The sequence below is a fragment of the Roseateles sp. genome, assembly GCF_047654785.1.
Lineage (GTDB): Bacteria > Pseudomonadota > Gammaproteobacteria > Burkholderiales > Burkholderiaceae_C > Pelomonas.
On sequence record NZ_JASGKQ010000003.1, the window covers coordinates 1944248 to 1968446 of the forward strand.

The following is a 24199-nucleotide window of genomic DNA, read 5'->3' on the forward strand; positions in this document are numbered from 1 at the left end:
CGCGCCCCCTGCCCCCCCGCCGCCCGCCTCCGCATGACCACCTCCACCGACCTGTCGCTCGACACGCTGCATCTCGCCCTCGAGCAGGCGCTCCAGGCCAGCCAGGCCTCCCCGACGGACGCCGCCGCCCCGCTCGACGCGCTGCGCGCCTTCCTGCTCGCGCGCGGCCTGCCGGCCGCCGAGGCCGACGCGCTGGCCGACCGCCTGCTGGAGGTGCTCGCCCAGGCGCTGCGCATGGCCCGGGCCGCCGGCCAGCCGCCGCAGGCGCTGCTGCTGCAGGCCGTCATGCAGGACATGGCCGCCCATGCGCCGCCGGAGCAGGCGGCGGACGGCAGCGCCCCGGCGCCGCACCCGGCACAGGCCGCCCCCGCCGCGCCCGAGGCCGGCCGCCAGGAACCCGCCGGCCCCTTCGTCGCGCCGTCGTTCTGGGACGCGCCGGACGCGCCGCTCCCGGAGGCGTCCGGGCCGGCCGCCAGCCGCGCCTTCGGCAGCTTCACCGGCCCCGAGGTCACCGGCCTGACCGGCGACCCCTACAGCCGGACGATGACCACGTTCAACAACGCGCCGTCGCCCGAGATCACCGCCCTCACCGGCGACGCGAGCGCGCCGCAGCTGATCCGCTTCATCCCGCCCGAGACCGCGGTGCTGACGGTGGAGGGCTCGCGCCTCTCGCTGCCGGGCGGCGTGGCCGAGTTCCACCAGCCCTCGTCGGCCGCGCCGGCGCCCGGCACGCCGCCCGCGCCGATGGGCAGCCTGCCGGAGTCGCACGTCGCGCTGCGCGCGGACCAGGCCGAGGTCTTCGAGGGCGACGCCGGCCATCCGACCGAGGTGCGCTTCACCATCACGCGCGACAACCCGTTCATGCCGGCCGAGCTGACCTGGGCCGCGACCGGCCTGCCGGCCGAGATGTTCCCGGGTGGCGTGCTGCCGGCCGGCACCGTCAGCTTCGCCGCCGGGCAGGCCGAGGCCACGATCACGCTGACCCTGGCCGGCAACCGCGTCGAGGAGGCTGGCGCCGCGCGCCTGCTCACCGTCACGCTGGGCGGCGGCATCCCGGGCCAGATCATCATCGACGAGCCGGTGGCCGAGGTCACCGTGCGCGACGACGACGCCACCGTCGCCATCGCCGCCAACGCGACCCGCGTGGTCGAGGGCCCCGAGGGCAGCTCGCAGACCATCAGCTTCACCGTCACCCGCAGCCAGGGCCATGGCATCGGCGCCGCCGACTGGCAAGCCGCGGGCGTGGACCCGGCCTGGTTCGGCGGCACGCTGCCGTCGGGCACCGTCACCTTCGCCGACGGCGAGACCAGCCAGGTCATCACGCTGACGCTGCCCGACAACCGGGCGCTCACCGGCACGCAGGACCTGACCCTCTCGCTGCTGCCGACGCGGAACCTGGAGCTGGCCCCCGGCCAGGGCACGGCCACGACCACGCTGGTCGACGACGACCTGCTGGTGGGCGTCACCGCGGGCAGCCCGCGGGTGTTCGAGGGCGACCAGGGCGAGGTGCGCGCGTTCAGCTTCACGCTGACGCGCAACAGCGCCGACGGCGAGGCCGACGTCGACTGGCAGGCGCTGGGCGTGGACCCGGCCCGCTTCGGCGGCCTGCTGCCGTCGGGCACGGTGCATTTCGCCGCCGGCCAGACCTCGCAGCTCATCACCCTCGAACTGACCGGCGACCGCACGCCGGGGCCGGACCAGACCCTGTCCGTGCAGATCACCCCGCGCGGCGACCTGCGCGCGGACCCGGCCGCCACCCTCGCCAGCACCACCATCGTCGATGACGACAGCGTCGTGTCGATCGCGCCGGTCCTGGCCCAGGTGGCCGAGGGCGACGTCGGCGAGGAGACCACCATCTCCTTCGTCGTCACCCGCTCCGGCGCGAACGGCCCGGCCTCGGCCGACTGGGAGGCCTCGGGGGTGGACCCGGCGCGCTTCGGCGGCCAGCTGCCCACGGGCACCGTCCACTTCGCCGACGGCGAGACCTCGCAGCTCGTCACGCTGACGCTGCGCGGCGACCGCGGCACGCTCGGCACCGAGCCGCTGACCGTGGCGCTCAAGCCCGGCCCCAACCTGAGCGTCGATCCGGCCGCCGCCACCGCCACCACGACCGTGCTGGACGACGACGGCACCGTCTCGGTCGGCGCCGTGCAGTCCACCGCGCTGGAAGGCGACACCGGCGAGGCCGTGCCGGTGCAGTTCGTCGTCACCCGCAGCAACGGCGCGGGCAGCGCCAGCGTGGACTGGCAGGCCGCGGGCGTCGATCCCGCCCGCTTCGGCGGCGTGCTGCCGTCGGGCACGGTCGATTTCGCGCCCGGCGAGACCAGCCGCACCATCACCCTGATGCCGGTGGGCAACCGCAGCGTCGGCGCCGACGAAACCCTGGCCGTGACGCTGGCCCCGGGCCGCAACCTGCTGCCGGGCGGCACGCCGACGGCGGCCGTCACCCTGCGGGACGACGACTCGCTGGTGTCGGTCACCAGCAGCGCCAGCAGCATCGTCGAAGGCGACGCCGGCAGCAGCAAGGTGCTCACCTTCACCTTCACGCGCAGCAACGGCAACGCCGCGGCGAACGTCGATTGGCAGGCGCTCGGCGTCGATGCCGACGACCTCGGCGGCGGGCCGCTATCGGGCAGCGTGCAGTTCGCCCCGGGCGAGCTGGTGCGCACCATCACCCTGCAGGTCAGCGGCGACCGCGTCGTCGAGCCCGACGAGACGCTGACCCTGCAGGTGCTGCCCGGCCGCAATGCCCAGCCCGACCCGCAGGCCGGCACGGCCGCCGTGACCATCGTCAACGACGACGCCATCGTCTCCATCACCGCCGCCGCCAGCGAAGTGGACGAGGGCAACGCCGGCACCAGCCGGCAGATCAGCTTCACGGTCAGCCGCAGCAACGGCAGCAGCGCCTCCAGCGTCGACTGGGTGGCCGGCGGCGGCGTCGACGCGGCCGACTTCGTCGGCGGCGTGCTGCCGTCGGGCACGGTGCAGTTCGCCGCCGGCGAGCTGAGCCGGGTGATCACCGTGCCGCTGGCCGGCGACAGCCGCAACGAGGCCGACGAGGCGCTGACGGTCACGCTGCTGAATCCCGGCGCCAACCTGGCCATCTCCAGCACCGCCGGCGCCGCGACCACCACCATCGTCAACGACGACGACGAGGCCTCGATCACCGCGCTGCAGGCCAGCGTCGTCGAAGGCGACCAGGGCAGCACCCAGGTGCTGCGCTTCACGGTTTCGCGCACCACCGACCGCCACGCCACCAGCGTCGGCTGGCAGCTGTCGGGCGTGGACGCGGCCGATTTCGGCGGCGTGCTGCCGTCGGGCACCGTGCAGTTCGCCGCCGGCGAGCTGAGCCACACCCTCGAGCTGACGCTGGCAGGCGACCGCGCCGTCGAGCTCGACGAGACGCTCACGGTCACGCTCGTCAACCCGGGCCCGCGGCTGGCCGTGCTCGACCACGGCGTCGCCACCACCACCGTCGTCAACGACGACGGCATGATCTCGATCTCCGCCGACGCGGTGAGCCTCACCGAAGGCGACACCGGCGCCACCCGCAGCCTCAGCTTCACCGTCAGCCGCACCAACGGCCTGGCCGCCAGCCAGGTGGACTGGACGGTGGGCGGCGGCGTCGATGCCGACGACTTCGCGGGCGGCGCGCTGCCGGCCGGCACCGTGTACTTCGCCGCGGGCGAGACGAGCAAGCAGATCACGCTGCAGGTCGCCGGCGACCGCATGATCGAACCGGACGAGGCGCTCACCGTCCAGCTGGGCAACCCCGGCGCGAACGCCCAGATCGGCCAGGCCACCGCGACCACGCTGCTGCGCAACGACGACGTCGGCTTCACCCTCCAGGGCGTGGCGATGGACGTCATGGAAGGCAGCACCGGCGGCCAGACCGCCATCACCTTCGAGGTGCGCCGCTCGGAGACGCTCAACACCGGCGCGTCCATCCAGTGGCGGCTGTTCTCGCTGGGCGGCGACGGCGTGGACGCCAACGACTTCGTCGCCGGCCAGGACGCGCTGTCCAGCAACGGCGGCCTGCCCAGCGGCACGGTGACCTTCGCGGCCAGCGAACTCGTCAAGCTCGTCACCGTCTGGGTGAAGGGCGACGCCGTCATCGAGATGGACGAGACCTTCGGCGTGGCGCTGTCGAACCCGCCGCCCGGCCAGCAGATCCTCTACGGCGAGGCCCAGGGCGTCATCCGCACCGACGACATCGTCTTCAACATCACCGCCGTCACGCCGTCGACCATGGAAGGCAACGGCACCGGCGGCGTGCAGCAGTTCCTCGTCACCCGCAGCGGCAACCTGTCGAACGCCGCCACCGTCGGCTACACCACCGCCGGCTACGGCGAGAACCCGGCGGACGCCGCGGACTTCCAGGGTGGCGTGCTGCCCACGGGCACCGTGAGCTTCGCGCCGGGCCAGGCCAGCGTGCTGCTGGAGATCAGCCTCGACGGCGACGACCGCCACGAAGGCTACGAGAGCTACGCGGTGCAACTGGTGACGACCCAGCCGAACACCGCCATCGACCGCGGCTTCGCCGTCGCCGGCATCGACCCGGACGACATGACCGTCGCCATCGCCGCGCAGAACGCGGTGCTCAAGGAAGGCACCGGCACGGGCCATGTCCACACCTTCGTCGTCACGCGCAGCGGCTACCTCGACGCGCCCGCGACGCTCAGCTGGAGCGCCTCCGGCGTGGGCGGCTTCGCGGCCAACGCGGCCGACTTCGGCGGCAGCTGGCCGTCCGGCACCGTCAGCTTTGGCGTCGGCGAGACCCAGAAGACCATCACGCTGATGCCCGCGGCCGAAGGGCTGTTCGAAACCAACGAGGGCTACACCGTCACCATCGCCACCACCCAGCCGGGCGTGGTGATCACCACGGCCCAGGCCAACGGCGTCATCCTCAACGACGACAGCGCCATCACCCTGGTGGCCACCGGCCTGGACCTGGCCGAGGGCAACCCGGCCGCGCCCGCGTCGCTCAGCTTTCAGCTGCAGCGCAACGGCGACCTGACCACGGCTGGCAGCCTGAACTGGTCGCTGCAGCCGGCCGGCGCGAACCCGGTCGACGCGGCCGACTTCCCCGGCGGCGTGCTGCCCTCGGGCACGGTCCACTTCCCGCGCGGCGTCGGCTCCATCACGGTGACCGTGCCGCTCGCGGCGGACACAGACGGCGAGTCGGACGAAGGCTTCACGATCCACCTCGACACGCCGTCCGCCGGCATCTCCATCGTCAACCCCGACACGGCCGGCACCGTCCGCAACGACGACGCGACGATCTCCATCCTGCCGCATGCGCCGGTGGTGGAAGGCAGCGGCGGCATGACGCTGGTCACCGTCACCGTGCAGCGCGTCGGCGACCTGTCGGTCAGCCACAGCGCCAGCTACCAGGTGAGCGCCGGCTCCGCCGACGCGGCCGACTTCGCGGGCGGCACGCTGCCCAGCGGCGTCGTCACGTTCGCGCCGGGCGAGGCCACGCAGACCTTCACGCTGGCGGTCGCCGCCGACTCGCTGCTCGAGGGCAGCGAGAACTTCACGGTCACGCTGCACAGCCCGAGCGTGGGCCTCAGCATCGGCGACGCGAGCACCACGGTCACGATCACCGACGACGACAACCGCCTGGTCCTGTCGGCCGACCAGGCCGACGTGGTGGAAGGCGGCCCCGGCGACGTCACCAACGCCACCTTCACCGTCACCCGCACCGGCAACCTGGCGAACGCCACCACCGTCGGCTGGCAGCTGAGCGGCCAGGGCTCCAACCCCGCCGACGCCGTCGACTTCGCCGGTGGCGTGCTGCCGTCCGGCACCGTGACCTTCGCGGCCGGGCAGGCCACCGCGACGATCACCGTGCCGGTGGCCGGCGACAGCCGCTTCGAGGGCCCCGAGGGCTACGCCGTGACGCTGATCAACGCGCCCGACGGCACGGAGATCGGCGTCGGCACGGCGGACAACCTCATCACCGACGAGGACACCGGCCTGGCCATCCAGGCCACCACCACCGCGCTGGCCGAGGGCGATGCCGGCGCCACGGTGCATGTGTTCACCGTCGAGCGCAGCGGCATCCTCACCGGCACCACCACCGTGGATTGGACGGTGGCGGGCAGCGGCGCGAACCCGGTCGCTGCCGGCGACTTCGCCGTGACGACCGGCGCCCTCACCTTCCTGCCGGGCGAGACCACGAAGACCGTGTCCATCTCGATCGCAGCCGACACCACGATCGAGGCCGACCAGGGCTTCACCGTGACGCTGAGCAACGTCAGCGGCGCCGACCTGAACACGGCCAGCGCCGACGGCCTGGTGCTGGCCGACGACGCCGGCTTCTCGATCGCGGCCGCCCAGGCCTCGGTCGCCGAGGGCGCCGCCGGCACCAGCCAGACCCTGCAGTTCGTCATCAGCCGCAGCGGCGACCTCCACAGCAGCCGGACGGTGGACTGGAGCGCCGCCGGCCTGGACGCCGACGACTTCGACCCCGGCACCGTGTTCGCCGGCACCGCGTCCTTCGCACCGGACCAGGCCACCGCGACCATCTCGTTCACGCTCACCGGCGACGCCACGTTCGAGCCCGACGAGACGCTGACCGTCACACTCGCCAACCCGTCCGGCAACGGCGTGATCGTGGCCGGGTCCGCCACCACGGTCGTCACCACCGACGACACCGGCTACACCCTCAGCGGCCCGGCCAGCGTGGCCGAGGGCGACACCGGCACACAGACCGTCGCCTACACCGTCACCCGCAGCGGCGCGCTCTCGGCCGCCGTGGTGGACTGGCGGGTCGAGACCGACGGCGGCGCGACGGCGGCGAACGCCACCGACTTCGCCGCCGCGCAGGATGCGCTCGGCAGCAACGCCGGCCTGCCCTCGGGCAAGATCAACTTCGCCGCCGGCCAGGCCAGCGCCACCATCAACGTGCGGCTGCGCGGCGACGCGACGCCGGAGCTCGACGAAGCCTTCACCGTGCGGCTGGAGCCGCAGTCCCCGAACAGCGCGCTGCTCACCGGCAGCACCACGACCACCATCACCAACGACGACCTCGGCTTCTCGATCACCGCCGCCGCCCACCCGGCCCGCGAGGGCGATGCCGGCGTGGTCAGCTACCAGTTCATCGTCGTGCGCATCGGCAACGGCGACTCGGCCGCGCAGGTCGAGTGGGCCGTGACCGGCAACGCCGCCGCCAGCGGCGCGCAGGCCGCGGCCGACGCCGACGACTTCCACGGCGGCGCGCTGCCCGGCGGCACGCTGCACTTCGCCGCCGGCGAGCTCTCGAAGACCCTCGACGTGAGCGTCGCCGCCGACCTGGTCCTGGAGCTGAACGAGGGCTTCACGGTCACGCTGTCCAACGCCATGCTCGCCGACCAGACGCCGCAGGCGATCCGGGGCGCCACGGCGGACGGCGTGATCCGCAACGACGACACGGCGTTCGCGGTCACGGCCGCCGCGAGCGTCGCCGAAGGCCACAGCGGCAACACCAGCGTCGTCTACACCGTCACCCGCACCGGCAACCTGGCGAACTCGGCCACCATCGACTTCGCGATCACCGGCGCGAACGGCGGCGACGGCGCGGACGTCCTGGGCGGCGTGCTGCCGTCCGGCACGCTCAACTTCGCCGCCGGCGCGAGCACGGCCACCGTGACCCTGCTGGTCACCGGCGACCGCGACATCGAGAGCGACGAGGCCTTCACGCTGACGCTGTCGAACAGCAGCCAGGGCCTGATCACCGGCGCCAGCGCGCAAACCGTGGTCACCAACGACGACACCAGCTACGCGATCACCGGCCCCGCCGCAGCGGCGGAGGACACGGCCGGCAACAGCACCCCGTTCAGCTTCACCGTCACCCGCACCGGCAACCTGTCGGCTGCGGCCTCGGTGCAGTGGCTGGTGGTGTCCGACGACACCGACACCACCGACTTCGCCGCCGCCCAGGACGGCCTGGGCACGAACGGCGGCCTGCCCAGCGGCACCGTCCACTTCGCGGCGGGCGCCGCCACCGCGGTCATCACGGTCCAGGTGCGCGGCGACACCGCCGTCGAGGCCGACGAGACCTTCTCGGTGCAGCTGCAGAACCCCAGCGCCGGCACCCTGGTCAGCGGCGGCGAGCTCGCCAGCACCACCATCGAGACGGACGACGACCAGTTCGACGTCGTCGCCCAGGCCACCCAGGTGCTCGAAAACACCGGCACGGACACCACCGTCACCTTCACGGTCAACCGCACCGGCCTGCTGCGCGGCAGCCGCACCATCGACTGGACGGCCACCGGCCTGAGCGCCGACGACTTCGCCGACGGCCAGCTGCCGTCGGGCACGCTGACCTTTGCCGACGGCGAGACCAGCAAGACCCTCACCATGCAGGTGCTGGGCGATGCGGGGTTCGAGGCCGACGAGACGCTCACCGTCACGCTGTCGAACGCGCCGGACAACACCAGCCTCGGGGCCGCCTCGGCGGCGACGGTGATCCTGAACGACGACGCCGGCCTCAACATCACGACGCTGCTGGCCAACCGCGCGGAAGGCACCAACTTCAGCAGCCCCTTCACCTTCACCATCACCCGCAGCGGCGACGTGTCGCGCCCCGGCTCGGTCGAATGGCGCGTCGGCGGCGGCACCAACCCGGTGGATGCCGACGACTTCGAGCCCGGCCAGGACGCGCTGGGCGACAACGGAGGCATGCCCAGCGGCCTGATCAGCTTCGCGGCCGACGAGACCAGCCAGACCATCACGCTGATGGTGGCCGGCGACGGCCTGCTCGAAAGCAACGAGACCTTGCGGGTGACGCTGTCCAACTCGTCGGACGGCAGCATCGGCGCCGCCTCGGCCGACGGCACGGTGCGCAACGACGACTCGCAGCTCAGCTTCAGCGCCCCGACGGTCAGCTTCAGCGAGACCGACGCCAGCGCCGCGATGACCTTCACGGTCGTGCGCATCGGCGACCTGCAGCAGACCAGCACGGCCAACTGGACCGTCACCGCCGGCAGCGCCGACGCCAACGACTTCCTCGGCAACGCGCTGCCGAGCGGCATGGTGACCTTCGCCGCGGGCGAGGCCAGCAAGACCATCACGGTCAACCTCGCCGGGGACCACGATATCGAGGCCGACGAGAGCTTCACCATCGCGCTGTCCGGGCCGTCGATCGGCACGACGCTGGGCAGCCAGGCGACGGCCACCGGCATCATCCTGAACGACGACATCACCGTCGCGCTGCAGGGCGGGCGCATCGACCAGGTCGAGGGCGTGGCCGGCACGGAGGCGACCTACAGCTACCAGGTCACCCGCAGCGGCTTCCTCGGCGCCGTGAGCACGGTGAACTGGGCCGTCACCGGCTACAACTGGTCCGCCACCTACGGCGGCATCTACTCCGACGAGCGCGGCTGGCAGGGCGAGAACGCGGCCGACGCGGCGGACTTCAAGAACGGCGTGCTGCCGTCCGGCGTGCTCAGCTTCGCCGCCGGCGAGTCGTCCAAGACCATCACCTTCCAGGCCCGCGGCGACGCGACGGTGGAAAACAACGAGTGGTTCCACCTGAAGCTCGGCAGCACCTCGGCCAACGTCGACGCGGTGACGCAGACGACCGCCGAAGGCCGCATCCTGCGCGACGAGAACATCGTCTACATCCGCGCGGAAGGCGACGCCGGCCGCACGACGTACTACGGCCGGCACAACGCGCTGAGCGAGGGCGACACCGGTTCGAGCACCCGCTACGTCTGGCTGGAGCGGGACCTCTCACAGGCCGGCACGACCACGGTCAACTGGAAGATCAACTTCGTCGCCGACGACGGCACGGTGGCGGCCAACGCCACCGACCTGGCCGTGGGCCAGGCGACGAGCGGCAGCGTCACCTTCGCGGACGGCGAGCGCTGGAAGGCCATCGAGATCCAGGTGCGCGGCGACACCGCGGCCGAGGACCTGGAGACCTTCCAGGTGCAGATGACCGGGGTGACCGGCGGCAGCCTCGCCGAGCAGCGGAAAGAAAAGTTCGTCTACATCGGCAACGACGACCCGCTGTATTCGGTGGCGAACGTCGACGTCGTCGAAGGCACGGGCGGCACGACGACGGTGGCCGTCGTGGTCTCGCGCACCGGCAGCTCGGCCAACGCCGGCACGGTCCAGTTCAACATGAGCTTCCCCGGCACGGAGAACACGAACGAGAGCAACGCCACGAAGGCGACCTGGTACAAGGCCGACGCCAGCGACATCCTCGGCGCCAGCGTCGACGGCAACGCGCTGGCCAACGGCGGCGCCATCTCGTTCGCCGCGGGCGAGGACAGCAAGACCGTGCTGCTCACGGTGGCCGCGGACAGCCTGCCCGAGAGCTGGTACGAGGACTTCAGCGTCAGCGTCTCCAACCCATCGACCGGCGGCGTGAGCCAGCTCGCCAACACGGCGCGGGTGCGCATCTACGACGACGACGCCGACCCGCTCATCAACATCACCGCGGCGCAGGCGAGCCAGTACGAGGGCTCCAGCGGCGGCACCACCGACGTGGTCTACACGGTGACCCGCAGCGCGGCCAACCCGTCGCTGAGCGGCAGCACGATGAACGTGCCGGTGAGCGTGGTGCTGGACTTCTACGGCATCCACATCAACGGCAGCGACCCGCTGGCCGACAGCAAGGGCAAATACTCGGTCAACGGCGGCGCGCTGCAAGACATCCAATGGGACTACGAGCGCAGCCGCGCGTACGGCATCGTCAACCTGGCCGCCAACCAGTCCTCGGCCGAGATCCGCCTCAAGCTGGTCGCCGACAAGCAGGCCCACGGCGACATCGGCGAGGCGCTGACCGTGGAGATCGCGCCGCGCTGGGCCAACGGCGCCAGCTACGGCCCGACCAGCATCGGCACGCAGACCGTCGCCACGACGCAGATCCTGAACGACGACGTGCGCCTGTACGTGGGCGACCTGGTCGGCAACACCTACACGAACAAGGTCCTGGAAGGCGACGCGAACCCCGGGAACTTCGAGTTCACGATCTCGCGCTACGGCCGCATGGACGCGATCACGGTCAACTACACGATCACGCACGGCACCACCAACAACAGCGATTTCGTGCGGACGTCGGGCAGCTTCGTGCTGCCGCCGGTCACGGGCAACCCGAACGGCATCCACCAGCAGCTGGTGTCGCTGCCCATCCTGGCCGGCGACACGGCAATCGAGGCGGACGAAACCTTCACCTTCACGCTCAGCTCCACCGACCCGGGCGTCACCTTCAACCCGGCCTTCGACGCGGTCGCGACCACGGCCAGCGCGTCTTTCAGCGCCACGCTGCTCAACGACGACGTGAAGTACACCGTGACGGCCGACAGCGCCTCGGTGGTGGAGGGCGACACCGGGCAGGTGCAGAACGTGACCTTCACGGTCACGCGCCTGATCAACGCCAACGGCACCGGCACCACCAGCACGGTGGACTGGGCGCTGGTCGGCAGCGGCGCGCACCCGGCCAACGCCGCCGACTTCGTCGGCGACGCGCTGCCCTCGGGGGTCATCACCTTCAACGGCGTGGAAACCACCAAGACCATCACCGTGGAGGTGCGCGGCGACTCCCTCGCCGAGGCCCACGAGGCCTTCTCGGTCGTGCTGTCCAACCCGTCCTTCGGCCAGATCGTCACGTCCACCGCCACGACCACCATCACCAACGAGGACACCTCGATCTCGGTCGCCGACGCGGCCGTGACGGAAGGCGACAGCGGCAGCGCGACCATCAGCTTCACGGTGACGCGCGGCGGCGCCGTGGCCGGCGCGTCGTCGGCCGAATGGATGCTGACGCACGTCACCACCAGCGACGACGACATCATCGGCCCCACCACCGGCCTGATCGAGTTCGCCGCGAACGAGACCACCAAGACCATCACCGTGGACGTGGCCGGCGACATCACGCCGGAGGCGATGGAAACCTTCAAGGTGCAGCTGTACAACCTGGCCGGCATCAACGACCCGCAGCGCATCGAGGCCATCGGCACCGTCCGCAACGACGACAGCAGCTTCAGCATCGCCGCCACCGCCGCCGAAGGCGACGAGGACGCCGGCCCGCACACCTTCACGATCACCCGCTCGCACGACACCGCGCAGAACCAGACCGTGGCCTGGGCCGTGACCGGCAGCGGCCCGAAGCCGGCGAACGCGGCCGACTTCGGCGGCACCCTGCCCTCGGGCAGCGTGACCTTCGCCCCGGGCGAGACGAGCAAGCTCATCACCATCAGCCCGAGCGTCGACAACGTGTCCGAGTCCGACGAGACCTACACGGTCGCGCTGACGCTGGGCGCCGGCACCGCGGGCGACAGCCTGGCCGACGCCAGCGCCACCGGCGCCATCCTCAACGACGACAACGGCGTCGCCATCACCGCGCAGCAGCCGATGCAGGCCGAGGGCCACGGCGGCAGCACGGCGTTCACCTTCGAGATCAAGCGCCGGGGCGACCTGTCCTCCCCCTCGTCGGTGAACTGGGCCGTCACCGGCGGCACGGCGGACGCGACGGACCTGGTGGGCAACGTGCTGCCCTCGGGCACGGTCCACTTCGCGGCCGGCGAGTCCAGCCAGATCATCACCATCGACGTGCTCGGCGACACGGTGCTGGAAGGCAACGAGACCCTCATCGTGACGCTGTCGGGCTCCACCGGCTCGCTCATCGTCGGCAACTCGGCCACCGCGACCATCGTGAACGACGACGCCACGCTCGCCATCGCGGCCACCAGCGCCGTGAAGGCCGAAGGCGACAGCGGCACGACGGACTACACCTTCACGCTGACCCGCACGGGCGACCTCTCCACGGTGGGCACCGTGGACTGGGCCGTGGCCGGCTCCGGCACGAACGCGGCCGACGCGGCGGACTTCGCCGGCAACGCGCTGCCCTCGGGCACGCTGACGCTGCCGGCGGGCCAGGCCAGCATCACGCTGACGGTGGCCGTGGCCGGCGACCTCGCAGCCGAGCTCACCGAGGGCTTCACCGTCACGCTCAGCAACCCGAGCGCCGGCATCGTGCTGACCACGGCCACGGCCGACGGCAGCATCGTCGCCGACGACACCTGGTTCGACCTCACCGGCCCCGCGACCATGGCCGAAGGCGACGCCGGCACCACGCCGGCCACCTACACCGTGACCCGCTCGGGCAACACCAGCGCCAGCCAGACGATCACCTGGGCCGTCACCGGCCTCGGGGCGGACCCGACCGACGCCGCCGACTTCGTCGCGCTGACCGGCAGCATCAGCTTTGCCGCGGGCGAGACCTCGAAGACCCTCGTCGTACCCATCGCGGGCGACAACAACAAGGAGGCGGACGAAGGCTTCCGCCTGAGCATCACCGGCCCGGCCGGCGTGCACTACACGAACGACCACGTCGACACCACGATCCTCAACAACGACGCCGCCCTGGCCGTGCAGCCGGTGGACGCCGTGCGCCACGAGAACGCCGACGGCGCCAGCGGCACGCTGTTCAGCTTCGAGGTGCTGCGCACCGGCAACCTGGCGCAGACGAGTACCGCGACCTGGTCCGTGCCGGCCGGCAACGGCATCACGGCCGCCGACTTCGTGGGCGGCACGCTGCCTTCGGGCACGGTGAGCTTCGCCAGCGGCGAGACCTCGAAGACCGTCGAGATCTGGGTGCAGGGCGACCACACCATCGAGTCCGACGAGCCCTTCCAGCTCGTGCTGTCGGGCGCCTCGGCCGGCACCGAGATCAGCTCGGGCACGGCGCAAGGCACGATCCTGAGCGACGACACGCTGTGGAACCTGACGCTGGTGTCGGCACCGGCGTCGGAGGACGAAACCGGCAACAGCTTCACCTTCCGCGTCGTCCGCAGCGGCGGCCTCGGCGCCGGCTCGGTGGCCTGGAGCCTGGCCGGCACCGGTGCGGACGCGGCGGATACGGCCGACTTTGCCGGCGGCGCGCTGCCCTCGGGCCTGCTCGTCTTCGCCGCTGGCGAGAGCATGCAGGAGTTCACCGTCACGCTGGCCGCCGACGCCCTGCTGGAGGCCGACGAGCAGTTCACCGTGACGCTGGCACCGCCGTCCGGCACCGGCTACCAGGAGCTGGGCACCGACTCGCTGGTCGCCACCATCACCAACGACGACGACGTGCTGTCCATCGCCGGCAGCGATGCCGATGGGCCGGAAGGCGGGGCCGGCAGCAGCGGCGCGCGCACGTTCACCGTCACCCGCACCGGCAGCCTCACGGGCACGTCCACGGTGGACTGGCACATCGTCCACGGCAGCACCGATGCGGACGACTTCGCCGCCACCAGCGGGCAGATCACGTTCGCCGACGGACAGGCCAGCGCCACGATCACCGTGGCGACGGCGGGCGACCGCAGCGTCGAGGGCGACGAGAGCTTCACGGTGGCGCTGCTCAATCCGGGCACCGGCTCCACGGTGGACCCGGCCGCCGCGTCGGCCGGCGGCGTGATCCGCAACGACGACGCGCAGGTGTCGGTGGCCGCCGGCAACGCCAACGTCGCCGAGGGCGACCTCGGCAACCCGGGCACCGCCACCTTCGTGGTCACCCGCACCGGCCACGTGGCCGGGGCCGGCAGCGTGCAGTGGCATGTGCAGGCCGGCAGCGCCGGCGCCGCCGACTTCGCGGCCGGCCAGGACCTGCTGGGCGCCTTTGGCGGCCTGCCCAGCGGCACGGTGTCGTTCGCCGCGGGCGAGACCAGCAAGACCATCACGCTGCAGCTGGCGGGCGACGGCCTCGACGAAGGCGCCGAGAACTACACCGTGGAGCTCGCCAACCCGGATGCCGCCACCGACATCGCCAACGGCAGCGCGGCGGGCAGCATCCTCGACGACGACGACACCCTCTCGGTCGCCGCCCTCGACGCCGACCACCCGGAAGGCTCGGCCGGCAACGTGACTGCGTACAGCTTCATCATCCACCGCAGCGGCACCGCCATCGGCGCGACCAGCGTGGACTGGCAGGTGGCCGGCAGCGGCGAGCACCCGCTGGACGCCAACTCGTTCGTCACGACGCAGGGCACGGTGCAGTTCGCCGACGGCCAGACCAGCGCGATCGTCAGCATCGACGTGCGCGCCGACGACCTGGGCGAGTTCGACGACACCTTCTCGCTGACGCTGTCCAACCCGGCCTACGGCTCGACGATAGGCACGGCCTCCGCCACCGGCACCGTCCGCAACGACGACCCGGTGCTGGTCATCACGGCCGACCAGGCCTCGGCCGAGGAAGGCGCCTCGGGCACGACGCGCGACTTCACGTTCACCGTCACCCGCTCGGGCGACTTCAGCGGCAGCGCCAGCGCGCTGTGGGAGGTGATCGGCGCGGGCGGCAACCCGGTGAACGCCGAGGACTTCGGCGGCCTGACGCCCTCGGGCGCGGTGGGCTTCCTGCCCGGCGACGTCACGCGGACCATCACCATCACGGTCTACGGCGACGACGTCGGCGAGCGCAACGAGGGCTTCTCGGTGCGGCTGTACGACCCGACCGGCGTGGCGCTGCTGGTGGACACCGCCACGACCGTCATCGACAACGACGACATGGGCATCATCATCACGGCGCTGGACGCGGTCAAACGCGAGGGCCATGACGGCGAGACCACCCCCTATGTGTTCCGCGTCGAGCGCCTGGGCGACCTGAGCGGCACCGCCAGCGTCGACTGGAGCACGGCCGGCACCGGCCCCTACCCGGCCGCGGGGTCGGACTTCATCGGCGGCGCGATGCCCTCGGGCAGCATCCAGTTCGCGGTCGGCCAGGCCTATGTGGACATCGTGCTGAACGTGGAAGGCGACCGCACGCTGGGCGCCGACCAGGACTTCACGGTGACGCTGTCCAACGCCGTCGGCGCCGACCTGGTGAACACCACCGCGCAGGGCACGATCATCAACGACGACAGCCAGATCAGCATCGCGGCGGCGCAGGCCGACCAGGGAGAAGGCAACAGCGGCGGCACGCCGTACACCTTCACCGTCACCCGCACCGGCGCGCTGGACCAGCAGGCCAGCGTCGGCTGGGAGGTGGTGGGCGCCGGCGGCGGCGCGGCCAGCGGCGACGACTTCCTCGGCGGCACGCTCCCCACCGGCCTGGTCACCTTCCAGGCCAACGAGACGACCAAGACCATCACCGTGATGGTCGCCGGCGACACGGCGACCGAACTCGACGAGCAGTTCGCCGTGAAGCTGATCAACCCGGGCACCGGCGTGACCACCAACCCGCTGGCCAACAGCGCGGTGGGCACCATCCGCACCGACGACCTGGGCGTGACGCTGCGCGCGCTCGACGCGGCGCGCGACGAAGGGGGGACCGGCGACCTGACGGCCTTCACCTTCCAGGTGCTGCGCTCCGGCTCGACCGCGAACGCGGTCACGCTGAACTACGACGTGACCGGCATGGTGGACGCGGACGACTTCAGCAGCCCGCTGAGCGGCACGATCACGCTCGCGGCCGGCGCGGCCAGCCAGGTGCTGACGCTGTACGCCCGCGGCGACACCGTGGGCGAAGGCGACGAGAGCTTCCAGGTCACGCTCAGCGGCAGCGGCGTCAACGTCGACAGCACGCCGGTGGACGGCGTCATCCGCGACGACGACAGCGGCGTGTCCCTGGCCGCACGCGAGGCCACGGTCGCCGAGGGCGGGCCGGGCAGCACGCGCCAGGTCGTCTTCGACGTGACCCGCGCCAACGCCTCGCAGGCCGGCGACTTCGCCTGGCAGGTGGCCGGCGGCGGGCTCGCGCCGGTCAACGCCGGGGACTTCGCCGGCAACGTGCTGCCGGCGGGCACGCTGCACTTCAACGCGGGCGAGGCGACGTTGAGCTTCAGCATCGACGTGCAGGGCGACGACACCGTGGAGCTGGACGAGCTGATGGTGGTGTCGGTGACCGGCAGCAACGGCGTGCGCCAGATCGGCGACACGGCCAGCGTCATCGTGGGCAACGACGACACAGCGACGGCGGGCAACGACCGCGTCGAAGGCAGCGACGGCAACGACACCCTCGACGGGCTGGCCGGCGACGACCTGCTCCTCGGCGGCGCCGGCAGCGACGTGCTGCGCGGCGGCGACGGCAACGACACCCTGGTCGGCGGCGCCGGCCCGGACGTGCTGCAGGGCGGCGCCGGGGCGGACCGCTTCGTGTTCACCGCGCCGGGCGAGGGCATGGACGTCATCCAGGACTTCCAGTCCGGCGTGGACCGGATCGGCATCGTGTCCGCGCCCTTCGGCGGGCTCGGCCAGGGCAGCATGGTCACCGTGTCGCAGGCCTTCGACACCGACCTTGCCACCACGCTCGCGCGGCTGGCCGCGAAGGGCAACGCCGACGTCTACCAGGTGTCGTTCGCCCCGGGCACCTTCCAGTTCGGCACCGGCAGCGCCGGCCACCTGGACGAGCTCGAGGCCGCCATCACGGCCAGGGGCAGCCACCACGGCCCGGCGATCTTCGCCATCTCGGACGGCAGCGAGACGCGGCTGTACTTCGACGCCGACACGCATGCCGGCAGCGACGGCAGCGGCCTCGTGGCCCTGGCGCAGCTGCAGGGCGTGGCGGACGTGCATGCCACGCCGGTGGAGGTGCTGGCGGTGCCGATGCCGGGTTGATGCCCGGTCGATGCCAGGAATGCGCCGGACCTGGCACCATCGCCCTTCCCCGCCACCGCCTCACCTCGGGGTGGCGAGGGCCTGCCCGCCAGGACCGGACCCGCCGCAGCCCATGAACCACCCCGCCAAGCCGTGGCGCTTCGCCGCCAGCCACACCCACCTCTACCCGGGCGCGCTGCTGCGCTGCCTCGACGCGCCCGGCCGGGCGCAGCTGGCCGCGGGCGATGCGCTGCAGGTGGCATTCAGCGACGGCACCGTCGCCCTCGGCCGGCTGCGGCAGGCCGGGCCGGATGCGGCGGTGCTGCAGATGCCCGGCCACCGCACCCGGCGCGGCACCCCGGTGGCGGCGCGCACCTGGCGCGTCACGCCGGGCGGCGAGGCCGGCCTGGTGCGGGTGCAGGGCCGCCTGGCGGCGGGGTGAGCGAGAACCAGCTCATTCCCACTCGATCGTCGCCGGCGGCTTGGAACTCACGTCGTAGGTCACGCGGTTGATGCCGCGCACCTCGTTGATGATGCGGCCCGAGGTTCGCTTGAGCAGCGCGTAGGGCAGTTCCGCCCAGTCGGCCGTCATGAAGTCGCTGGTCTGCACGGCGCGCAGCGCGATGACGTAGTCGTAGGTGCGGCCGTCGCCCATCACGCCCACGCTCTTGACCGGCAGGAACACGGCGAAGGCCTGCGAGGTCAGCGCGTACCAGCTCTTGCCGGTGGCCGGGTCCAGGGTGTTGCGCAGCTCCTCGATGAAGATCGCATCGGCGCGGCGCAGCAGGTCGGCGAAGTCGCGGCGGACCTCGCCCAGGATGCGCACGCCCAGGCCCGGGCCCGGGAACGGGTGGCGGTAGACCATGTCGGCCGGCAGGCCCAGCGCCACGCCCAGCGCGCGCACTTCGTCCTTGAACAGCTCGCGCAGCGGCTCCAGCAGCTTCAGGCCCAGCGTCTCGGGCAGGCCGCCGACGTTGTGGTGGCTCTTGATGGTGGTGGCCTTCTTGGTCTTGGTGCCGCCGCTTTCCACCACGTCGGGGTAGATGGTGCCCTGCGCCAGCCACTTGGCGTTCTTCAGCTTGCCGGCCTCGGCCTGGAAGACCTCGACGAACTCGGCGCCGATGATCTTGCGCTTGCGCTCCGGGTCGGTCACGCCGGCCAGCTGGGCCAGGAACTGCTCGCTCGCGTCCACGTGCACGACCTTGGCGTGCAGCCGGCCGGCGAACATGTCCATGACCATCCGGCCTTCGTTCAGGCGCAGCAGGCCGTGGTCGACGAAGACGCAGGTGAGCTGGTCGCCGATGGCGCGGTGGATCAGCGCCGCCGCCACGCTGGAGTCGACACCGCCGGACAGGCCCAGGATGACCTCCTCGTCGCCCACCTGCTCGCGGATGCGCGCCACCGCTTCGTCGATGTAGCTGCCCATCTGCCAGTCGCCGGTGCAGCCGGCGATGTCGCGCACGAAGCGCGTCAGGATGGCCGCGCCCTGCAGCGTGTGCGTGACCTCGGGGTGGAACTGGAAAGCATAGAACCCGCGCGCCTCGTCGGCCATGCCGGCGATGGGGCAACTGGGCGTGGAGGCCATCAGCTTGAAGCCCGGCGGCAGCGCAGTGACCTTGTCGCCATGGCTCATCCACACCTTGAGCATGCCGTGCTTCTCGGGCGTCTCGAAGTCCTGGATGCCGTCCAGCAGCCGCGTGTGGCCATGCGCCCTCACCTCGGCGTAGCCGAACTCGCGCTGGTCGCTCCACTCGACGGTGCCGCCCAGCTGCACGGCCATGGTCTGCATGCCGTAGCAGATGCCCAGCACCGGCACGCCCAGCTCCCACACGGCCTGCGGCGCGCGCAGCTCGTGGTCCTCGTAGGTGGAGGCGTGGCTGCCGCTGAGGATGATGGCCTTGGGCGCGAACGACCGGATGAAGTCGTCCGGCACGTCGTTCGGGTGGATCTCGCAGTACACCGCCGCCTCGCGCACGCGGCGGGCGATGAGCTGGGTGACCTGGGAGCCGAAGTCGAGGATCAGGACCTTGTCGTGTTGCATGGTGTTCTCAGGCGGCTTGCAGGGCCGCGCGCTGGCGATGGAAGAAGCGGTAGGCCAGGATGAGGCCGGCCCCTTGCAGGGCGGCGCAGGCGAAGAGGGGCAGGCCCATGCGCGGGTCGGCGGCATGCAGGTGCGACACCCAGCCCAGCAGCGTCAGGCCGATGACCGGCGCGAGCACGGCCGTCAGGCTGTTCAGCGACGACACGGCGCCCATGGCCTGCCCCTGGCGGTCGGCGCTGGCGGCGTTGGAGATGATGCCCTGCACCGCCGCCGACGCGACGCCGCCGAGCAGGTTCAGCGCGATGACGGCATACATCATCCAGGGCTGCGTCGCCAGGCCGAAGCCCACGTAGGCCAGCGCCGCCGAGCCCATGCCGATCAGCGCCAGCCGCTGCGGGCCGAAGCGCGCCAGCAATGGCCTGAGCAGCACGCCCTGGCTGATGACCGACACCACGCCCACGGCGAACAGCGACCAGCTGACCTCCAGCGGCCCCCAGCCGAAGCGGAACTTGGTGTAGAGCACCCAGGTCATGTGCAGCATGAACTGCGCCAGCGACGACAGCGCGATCACGGCCACCAGCGGGCCCACGCCCTTCAGCGCCGCCAGCCCGCGCAGCGCGCTGACCGGGTTGGCGCGGCGCCACTCGAACGGGCGGCGCCGCTGCGGCGGCAGCGATTCCGGCAGCACGAAGAAGCCGTAGCACCAGTTCAGCAGCGCCATGCAGCCTGCGGCGACGAAGGGCCAGCGCACGTCGTAGTGCCCCAGCCAGCCGCCCACCACGGGCCCGAGGATGAAGCCGATGCCGAACATCGCGCCGAGCTGGCCGAAGCGGCGGGCGCGGTCCTCGGCCGGCGTGATGTCGGCCACGTAGGCGTTGGCGATGGCGATGTTGGCCTGCATGGCCCCGGTGAACAGCCGCACCGCCACCAGCACCCACAGCGCCGTTGCCATGGCCGTGACGAAGAAGCTCAGCGCCAGGCCGGCAAAGCCGACCAGCAGCACCGGGCGCCGGCCGAAGCGGTCCGACAGCGCGCCCAGCACCGGCGAGCCGAAGAAGTTGGCGACGCCGAACGCCGCCATCACCAGCAGCAGCGCCGAGGCCTGCTCGTCGTTGCCATGCGTGAAGGCGCCGACGATGTGCGGCAGCACCGGCACCATCAGGCCGATGGAGATCATGTCGATCAGCACGGCGGCCATGATGAAACCCATGGCCGGGGTGCGCTGCGGGGACGGGCTCATCGCGTTTGCGCAAAAAGAAGAACGGGGCGATCTGGCGTCGCCCCGTTCGTTCGGTCAACAGCTCACTCGCTGCGGTAGTTCGGCGCTTCCTTCGTGATCTGCACGTCGTGGACATGGCTCTCGCGCATGCCCGCCGTGGTGATCTCGACGAACTCGGCCTTGTCCTGCATCTCGGCGATGGAGCCGCAGCCGCAGTAGTGCATGGAGGCCTTCAGGCCGCCGGCCATCTGGAAGATGACCTGCACCACCGAGCCCTTGTACGGCACCCGGCCCTCGATGCCTTCCGGCACCAGCTTGGAGGTGTTGGGGTTGTTGGCCGAGGTGTCCTGGAAGTAGCGGTCCGCGCTGCCCTTGGCCATCGCGCCCATCGAGCCCATGCCGCGGTAGCTCTTGAAGGTGCGCCCCTGGTACAGGATGGTCTCGCCCGGCGCCTCCTCGGTGCCGGCGAAGGCGCCGCCCATCATCACGCAGTCCGCGCCGGCCGCGATGGCCTTGGCCACGTCGCCCGAGTAGCGGACGCCGCCGTCGGCGATGACCGGCACGCCGGTGCCCTTCAGCGCGGTGACGACGTTGTCGATCGCGGTGATCTGCGGCACGCCCACGCCCGCGACGATGCGCGTCGTGCAGATGGAGCCGGGGCCGATGCCGACCTTGACGCCGTCCGCGCCCGCCTCCACCAGCGCCAGCGCGGCCGCGCCGGTGGCGATGTTGCCGCCGATCACGTCCACGCCCGGGTAGGCGCGCTTGACCCAGCGCACCCGCTCCAGCACGCCGGCGCTGTGGCCGTGCGCGGTGTCGACGATGATCGCGTCCACGCCGGCCTTGACGAGCAGCTCGACGCGCTGCTCGGTGTCCTCGCCGAAGCCCACCGCCGCGCCGACGCGCAGGCCGCCGTGGCTGTCGCGCGCGGCGTTGGGGAAGCTGGTCTGCTTGGTGATGTCCTTCACCGTCATCAGGCCGCGCAACTCGAAGGCCTCGTTGACGACGACCACGCGCTCCAGCTTGTGCGTGTGCATCAGCGCCTTGGCCTCGTCCAGCGACGCGCCTTCCTTGACGGTGATGAGCTTCTCGGCGGGCGTCATGATCTCGCGCACCTTGGCGTCCATGCGCGTCTCGAAGCGCAGGTCGCGGCCGGTGACGATGCCGACGACGCGCCGGCCCTCGACCACCGGGAAGCCCGAGAAGCCGTGCAGCCGGGACAGCTCGACGACCTCGCGGACGCTGGTGTCCGGGGTGATGGTCAGCGGCTCGCGGACGACGCCGCTCTCGTAGCGCTTGACCCGGGCCACCTCGCGCGCCTGGGCCTCGGCGCTCAGGTTCTTGTGGACGATGCCGATGCCGCCCTCCTGCGCGATGGCGATCGCCAGGCGCGCCTCGGTCACGGTGTCCATCGCGGCGGACACCAGCGGCAGGTTCAGGGGGATGTTGCGCGACAGTCGGGTCGCCAGGCTGGTGTCGCGGGGCAACACCTGGGAGAACGCCGGCACCAGCAACACGTCGTCGAAGGTGAGCGCTTTGCCAAGAAGGCGCATGAGGAAAGCTCCAGACGCAAAGCGGCATTGTACGGTGGGCCCTGCGGCCCGCCGCTGCCGGGGGCGGCTGGCCCTAAACTGGCCGCATGCGCCACAAGCCCCTGTTCATCGCCCTGATCGGCCTGGCCCTGGCCGCGTCCGCCCATGCCCAGTGGAAGTGGCGCGATGCCCGCGGCAAGCTGCAGTACAGCGACATGCCGCCCCCGGCCGGCACGCCGGACAAGGACATCCTGCAGCGCCCCGGCGGCGCCCGGCCGGCCATCGTCGTCGCGCCGGTGGGCGCCGCCGCGAGCGCGGCAGCTGCCGTGGCCGCGGCCCAGGCCGCCAGCGCCGCGTCCCAGGCCGAGCTGGACACCGCGGCCCGCCAGAAGCGGGACCAGGACGGCCGGGCCGCCCGGCAGCAGGACGCCGAGCGCCGCGCGGCCGAGAAGCGGCGCGAGAACTGCGCGCGCGCCCAGGCCTACCTGCGCGAGCTGCACAGCGGCTCGCGGCTGACCCGCACCAACGACCGGGGCGAGCGCGTCTTCATGGACGAACGGCAGATCGCCGCCGAGATGGCCAGCGCGCGGGACGCGATCACCAGCGAGTGCCGCTGAGCCGGGCGCTCAGCCCGGGCGCCCGGGCCGGTGGCGCGACACGATGCGCTCGCCGCGCCGGGCGTAGCGCAGCCGCCGCGCCTCCTTGGGATCGACGGTGAGCGGCCGGTAGACCTCGATGCGGTCGCGCTCGCGCAGCGGCGTGTCCAGCGGCCGCACGCGGCCCCAGATGCCGACGCGCAGCGGCTCGATGGCCGGGCCGAACTCGCCGCAGCCGCGCAGCGCGGACCCGACCGTCGCGCCGGGCTCGACCTCCAGCCAGCGGTGCCGCACGTCGCCCGCCGCCGGGCTCCACACCAGTTCAACGCGCACCGTGGAGGCGCTCCGCGCGCTGCACGAAGCTGTCGACGAAGGTGTTGGCGATACGGTCGAACACCGGGCTGACCACGGCCTCCAGCGCGCCGCTGCTGAACGCGTAGTTCAGCTCGAAGGCGATCTTGCAGGCGCTGGCCTCGCCGTCGGCGCCGGGCCTGGCCAGCGGGTGGAACTGCCACAGGCCGTCCAGGTGCGAGAACGGGCCGTCCACCAGTTCCATGCGCACGCTGCGGCCGGGCTCGTTCGTGTTGCGCGTCGTGAACGCATGGCGCACGCCGGCATAGGCCAGGTGCAGCCGGGCGGTGACGCCATCGGCGCTCTGCGCCAGCACCTCGACCCTGCTGCACCAGGGCAGGAACTCGGGATAGTGCTCCACCGCGGTGACCAGGTCGTACATGGCCTGCGGCGGGTGCCAGAGCAGCACGGACTTTTTGACCTGCTTCATAGAATCCACGGATTGTATTGACGGGCCCCGCCCTCACCTGCCATCCCATGTCCATCGCCGAGAACCGCCGCGCCCGCTACGACTACCACATCGAAGAACAGTTCGAGGCCGGCGTCGTGCTGTCGGGCTGGGAGATCAAGGCCATCCGCGCCGGCCAGGTGCAGCTGACGGACGGCTACGTGATGATCAAGGACGGCGAGCTGTTCCTGATCGGCTGCCGCATCAACGCGCTGCGCAGCGCGTCCACGCACGTGACGCCCGAGGCCGACCGCACGAAGAAGCTGCTGATGCACAAGGCCGAGATCAAGCGGCTGGTCGGCAAGGTGGAGCAGCGCGGCTTCACGCTCGTGCCGCTGAACCTGCACTACAAGGGCGGCCGCGTGAAGGCCGACATCGCGCTGGCCAAGGGCAAGGCCCAGCACGACAAGCGCGAGACGGAGAAGAAGCGGGATTGGGAGCGCGAGAAGGGGCAGTTGATGCGGCACGCATCGACGGGCCGCAAGGGCTGAACGGCCGAGCCGCGAGGCT

At 71.9% G+C, this 24199-nt stretch carries 9 protein-coding genes; 4 read left to right on the plus strand and 5 right to left on the minus strand.

The window, feature by feature from the left end; genetic code table 11:
* The first annotated feature begins 33 nt into the window (after nucleotides 1-33).
* Together QM788_RS18050 and QM788_RS18055 are read left to right on the plus strand one after the other, a co-directional pair.
* Nucleotides 34-17523: a Calx-beta domain-containing protein gene (locus QM788_RS18050; protein ID WP_415662829.1), complete on the plus strand. Its 17490-nt coding sequence runs from the start codon at nucleotides 34-36 to the stop codon at nucleotides 17521-17523.
* Between the two features lie 112 nt (nucleotides 17524-17635).
* Nucleotides 17636-17944 (plus strand): hypothetical protein, encoded by a 309-nt coding sequence (locus QM788_RS18055; RefSeq protein WP_415662830.1) that lies wholly within the window; start codon nucleotides 17636-17638, stop codon nucleotides 17942-17944.
* Between the two features lie 12 nt (nucleotides 17945-17956).
* Here the strand turns inward: QM788_RS18055 and guaA are convergent, their stop codons facing one another.
* The 3 genes from guaA to guaB form a co-directional block, all read right to left on the minus strand.
* Nucleotides 17957-19543: a glutamine-hydrolyzing GMP synthase gene (guaA, locus tag QM788_RS18060; RefSeq protein WP_415662831.1), complete on the minus strand. Its 1587-nt coding sequence runs from the start codon at nucleotides 19541-19543 to the stop codon at nucleotides 17957-17959.
* 7 nt (nucleotides 19544-19550) lie between these two features.
* Nucleotides 19551-20783: a TCR/Tet family MFS transporter gene (locus QM788_RS18065; RefSeq protein ID WP_415662832.1), complete on the minus strand. Its 1233-nt coding sequence runs from the start codon at nucleotides 20781-20783 to the stop codon at nucleotides 19551-19553.
* Nucleotides 20784-20845: 62 nt separating this feature from the next.
* Nucleotides 20846-22315 (minus strand): IMP dehydrogenase, encoded by a 1470-nt coding sequence (gene guaB, locus QM788_RS18070; protein ID WP_415662833.1) that lies wholly within the window; start codon nucleotides 22313-22315, stop codon nucleotides 20846-20848.
* Nucleotides 22316-22401: 86 nt separating this feature from the next.
* On the opposite strand from guaB, the gene QM788_RS18075 reads away from it, so the two are divergent.
* On the plus strand, nucleotides 22402-22911 hold the full coding sequence (locus QM788_RS18075) for a DUF4124 domain-containing protein (protein WP_415662834.1): 510 nt from the start codon (nucleotides 22402-22404) through the stop codon (nucleotides 22909-22911).
* Nucleotides 22912-22920: 9 nt separating this feature from the next.
* Here QM788_RS18075 and QM788_RS18080 read toward each other — a convergent pair whose 3' ends face one another.
* Both QM788_RS18080 and QM788_RS18085 read right to left on the minus strand, forming a co-directional pair.
* The gene (locus QM788_RS18080) at nucleotides 22921-23223 is read right to left on the minus strand and encodes an RnfH family protein (RefSeq protein WP_415662835.1); all 303 of its coding nucleotides are present in this window, start codon (nucleotides 23221-23223) and stop codon (nucleotides 22921-22923) included.
* The gene (locus QM788_RS18085) at nucleotides 23213-23671 is read right to left on the minus strand and encodes a type II toxin-antitoxin system RatA family toxin (RefSeq protein ID WP_415662836.1); all 459 of its coding nucleotides are present in this window, start codon (nucleotides 23669-23671) and stop codon (nucleotides 23213-23215) included. The genes QM788_RS18080 and QM788_RS18085 overlap by 11 nt, the downstream gene beginning before the upstream one ends.
* A 47-nt stretch (nucleotides 23672-23718) precedes the next feature.
* On the opposite strand from QM788_RS18085, the gene smpB reads away from it, so the two are divergent.
* Nucleotides 23719-24180, plus strand: a complete 462-nt coding sequence (smpB, locus tag QM788_RS18090) for an SsrA-binding protein SmpB (RefSeq protein ID WP_415662837.1) — start codon at nucleotides 23719-23721, stop codon at nucleotides 24178-24180.
* Nucleotides 24181-24199 lie beyond the last annotated feature (19 nt).